This is a genomic window from Antiquaquibacter soli (assembly GCF_030580675.1).
Classification (GTDB): Bacteria; Actinomycetota; Actinomycetes; order Actinomycetales; family Microbacteriaceae; genus Rhodoglobus; species Rhodoglobus soli.
On sequence record NZ_JAUQUB010000010.1, the window covers coordinates 1 to 2,643 of the forward strand.

4 protein-coding genes are annotated in these 2,643 nt (G+C 63.6%); 1 reads left to right on the top strand and 3 read right to left on the bottom strand.

What is annotated here, in order from left to right; translation table 11 throughout:
- A partial coding sequence (locus Q5716_RS15890; RefSeq protein ID WP_305004143.1) for a hypothetical protein occupies nucleotides 1-305 on the bottom strand: 305 nt, incomplete at its 3' end.
- On the opposite strand from Q5716_RS15890, the gene Q5716_RS15895 reads away from it, so the two are divergent.
- Nucleotides 209-673 carry an SDR family oxidoreductase gene (locus tag Q5716_RS15895; RefSeq protein WP_305004140.1) on the top strand — a complete coding sequence of 155 codons (465 nt, stop codon included), beginning with the start codon at nucleotides 209-211 and terminating at the stop codon, nucleotides 671-673. The two genes, Q5716_RS15890 and Q5716_RS15895, sit on opposite strands and share 97 nt — an antisense overlap.
- Before the next feature lie 23 nt (nucleotides 674-696).
- Here the strand turns inward: Q5716_RS15895 and Q5716_RS15900 are convergent, their stop codons facing one another.
- Together Q5716_RS15900 and Q5716_RS15905 are read right to left on the bottom strand one after the other, a co-directional pair.
- The gene (locus Q5716_RS15900; protein ID WP_305004141.1) at nucleotides 697-1,293 is read right to left on the bottom strand and encodes a hypothetical protein; all 597 of its coding nucleotides are present in this window, start codon (nucleotides 1,291-1,293) and stop codon (nucleotides 697-699) included.
- A 9-nt stretch (nucleotides 1,294-1,302) separates the two neighbouring features.
- Nucleotides 1,303-2,643: RHS repeat-associated core domain-containing protein (locus tag Q5716_RS15905; RefSeq protein WP_305004142.1), on the bottom strand; the 1,341-nt coding region annotated here is incomplete at its 5' end.

Here is a 2,643-nt window from a genome sequence, read left to right on the forward strand (position 1 = left end):
GGGACAACATCCGACGACACGGCACCATCGGTCTCGGTCCAGGCATCCTGAACCACCGCCACATCATCAACCAGCACGCTCGCATCCGACGTGGTCGAGCTCGCAGAGACCACCACCTCATGCGACGTGGCCGACGCGGTGAACTGGTACGTCACCGGAACCCAGGACACCGCACCCGACACCGCCGCGGTGGTCGTGACCGGGGTGGATGCACCCACACCCGACACCCCAGCAGCGACATCGGTCACCACCGTGTCGTCATCCGTCGACGCCAGCCACCCCGAAACCGTGTAACTGCGACCCACAGTCAGACCCGACACCGTCTGCGAGAGAGTCGCCGGGGTGGTCGAGGTCTGCTCGAGGACCGCCGACAGCAGACCGCCATGCGCGGTCGAGGAGGTCAGCTCACCCGGAGCTCGCCGGCGCCATCGAGGGCTTCCCCATCCCGCTCGGCACCAACGGCCAGGCCGACCAGATCGCCCAATGGGTCGTCTTCATGCTCTCCCCCGCCGCCGACTTCATGACCGGAAGCCACGTCTTCGTCGACGGCGGCACGGATGCCCTCTACCGCAGCGACGACTGGCCCGTCACGGTACCTCTCACCAAGCTGCGCCGCTACCTCCGCATCACGAGGGAGTTCAACAAAGCCGCGGCCCGCGCAGCGAAGCGGTAGGGGGCGGAGGGCGGCCGACCGCTTCAACTCGATGAGAGACCAGGCCACATGAGCTTCGCCAGCGCGTTGACTTTGTCGCGGTTGAGTATGGGCATCAGTTCGACACCCTTTCTAGACGGGACAAACTTCAAGCTCCCGCTGTGCTTTCCCCTGACATTCACCTGGATCGCAGGCACGGGGCGAGACGTGAACGAATCTGTGACGCGCAGGTCAAAGAGGTCTCTGTTAGCAAAAGTAGCGATCGGAGTCCCGCGCGCCCAAACTTGAGTGCTCTGGCGACCGACATGAATTACCACGTAGGTCGGCAATACTTCATTTGTTTGGTGCGAGACGAGTTCCTGGAGCTCGGGCGTCTTCTGCGCCACCACCAATAGCCCAACGTCGGACCCGAGCGCTCGACTTACACGGCGAAGCGTCAGCCCAAGTGGCAGTACAACCGCCGCCATCACGAGAGCAACGATTAGAAGTCCGACCCCGACACCGCCAATCCAGGCCGACAACACGAATGCCGCACCGCTGGGACGTTCCACCACCAAGTCGAGACCGGCTGCCGGGAGCCATCCGCTAACGGCGATAGCTGCGGTACCCGCTGCGCCTAGGGCAATCAGCAGAATCTTCACGATTGCCTCCTACCGCACTTCATCAAGCCAGCTCGTGACATCGTAGAAAGTTCCGAGCCCATCAACCAGATTAGCGCCTCGACCAGCCTGCGAAGTCGTCGCGCCAATGGCCTCGAACGCGGGCCGCGCCGCGGCCCCAGCGACTCCGAACGCTACTCCTCCCACTGCAAGCCCACACGACAAGGTTGCACCGAAATGGCCGCACTCCATGCCGGCCGCGATGATGCCCGTCACTAGAGAGGCCGCGCCCAGAACAGCAGCAACTGGCGCACCGACACCGGTTGCGGTCAGGATTAGTGCCGCGATGCCGGTGGCCGTGCTTATACCGCCGATGATATTGATTGAGATCCGGAAGTTATCGTCGATCTGCTTGGGTGTTAGGTTTACTTCCCTCCCGGCGTTGCCACCTGGGCCACCGGTACATGAGTTTCTGACGCATTGTTGCGGTTCCTCCCTTACAACCGGGGGCGGGGGTGGGGGCGGGGTACCCCGAGATCCATCCGAGTCGAGAGAGGACCGGTTCATGTAGGCTCCGCTGAGGTCGGAAGAATTGAGGGGGTCGGCGGGGTAGTCGTACGCGTTTGTCACCCCTCCCTCGACGGGGTCCACGGACAGGAATCGTCCGAGCGCGGCCGCATAGACGCGCACTCCCATCTCAATCGACGCAATCGATCCCGCGTGCTCGTAGAGTTTCTGGTGCTGCCCCACCCACGAGTGATCCGCTTGCCCGTCGGCGTTGTCCGCAACAGTGTCATCAGCAGTGGTGGTGCCGATCTTCCCGTCCGCGGCGATCGGCTGCCCGAACGGGTCGAACTTGTATCGGTCACCCGTGCGGATACCGTCCTTGTCTGCGGTCAGGATGACGTCGCCGTGCAGGTTCGGGTACGACCACACCTGCTCCGAACTCGACGCTGCAGTGATCTGAACCCCGCCCGGAAGGGACAGCATGTAGTCGACACTCGACCCAGTCTTGGTGGCGAACAACCCGGACGAGGAGTACAGGTACTGCGTCGTGACCGCCGCCGCAGTACCGACCTTCTCCGTGCGGGACACGACCCGGCCGGTGGCATCCCGCACATAAGTGATCACCGTGGTCACCCCACCATCGACGACGGTGGTCTTCATGTGCCGGTTCTGCGAGTCATACACCATCACCTGGTTGCCCAACGTCGTGGTGTTCCCGTGCGAGTCGTACGCGATCGTCGCTGGCGCGCCAGTCGTCGACAGGGCGGCACCCAGCACCGGGTTCGCCCCCGACTGCGCCACCACCGGAGTCGATCCCACGAGCCGGTCGGCGTAGTCGTAGCAGTACTTCACATCCGTCACCAACACACCGCCCACCGTGTCGGT

Coding starts and splice junctions, on each gene's coding strand:
- Q5716_RS15895 (WP_305004140.1), top strand. CDS start 209: ATGCACCCACACCCGACACCCCAGCAGCGACATCGGTCACCACCGTGT.